The 421-nt window shown below is 60.8% G+C and carries 1 protein-coding gene; it reads right to left on the bottom strand.

Features of this window, described 5'->3' with window-relative positions; translation table 11 throughout:
• The coding region (locus KHA85_RS20385; RefSeq protein WP_213186695.1) for a YhjD/YihY/BrkB family envelope integrity protein at positions 1-421 on the bottom strand (421 nt) is incomplete at both ends.

Below are 421 nucleotides of genomic sequence, written 5' to 3'. Positions count from 1 at the left end.
GAAGTAGAAGAACGCCATCAGCCCGATCACCGATCCGAAGGCCGCGCCGGAAGGCGACTTCGCCACCTGCGGCAGCGTCATGGTCATCACGAACTTGATCACTTCAAAACCGATGGCGGCGAGCAAGGTGCCGCGCAGCAGCGCTTTTTTCTTCGGTTTGTGGCGCGGCAGCATCCAGAAAATCCACAGGAACAGCAGATAGTTGGCGAAGATCGAGATCGACAGCGCGATCGTCGTCAGCGCCGGCCGCAGCCATTCGATGCCGTCCAGCCCCAGCGCGTTGACGATTGCCGCCTGCGCCGACCCGGCGACCGAGGTCAGCGACAGCGTGATAATCAGCGCGACCACCAGGCCGGTCAGCGAGATGAAGTCGCGGGTGTATTTGAAGTAGATTTTCTCCTGATCCTGCGGATTGCGCTCC

The sequence above is a fragment of the Dietzia massiliensis genome, from assembly GCF_018390595.1.
In the GTDB taxonomy this organism is placed as follows: Bacteria; Actinomycetota; Actinomycetes; order Mycobacteriales; family Mycobacteriaceae; genus Dietzia; species Dietzia massiliensis.
The sequence above is the reverse complement of the archived record's forward strand: the minus strand, read 5'-3'. Positions and strand labels throughout refer to the sequence as shown.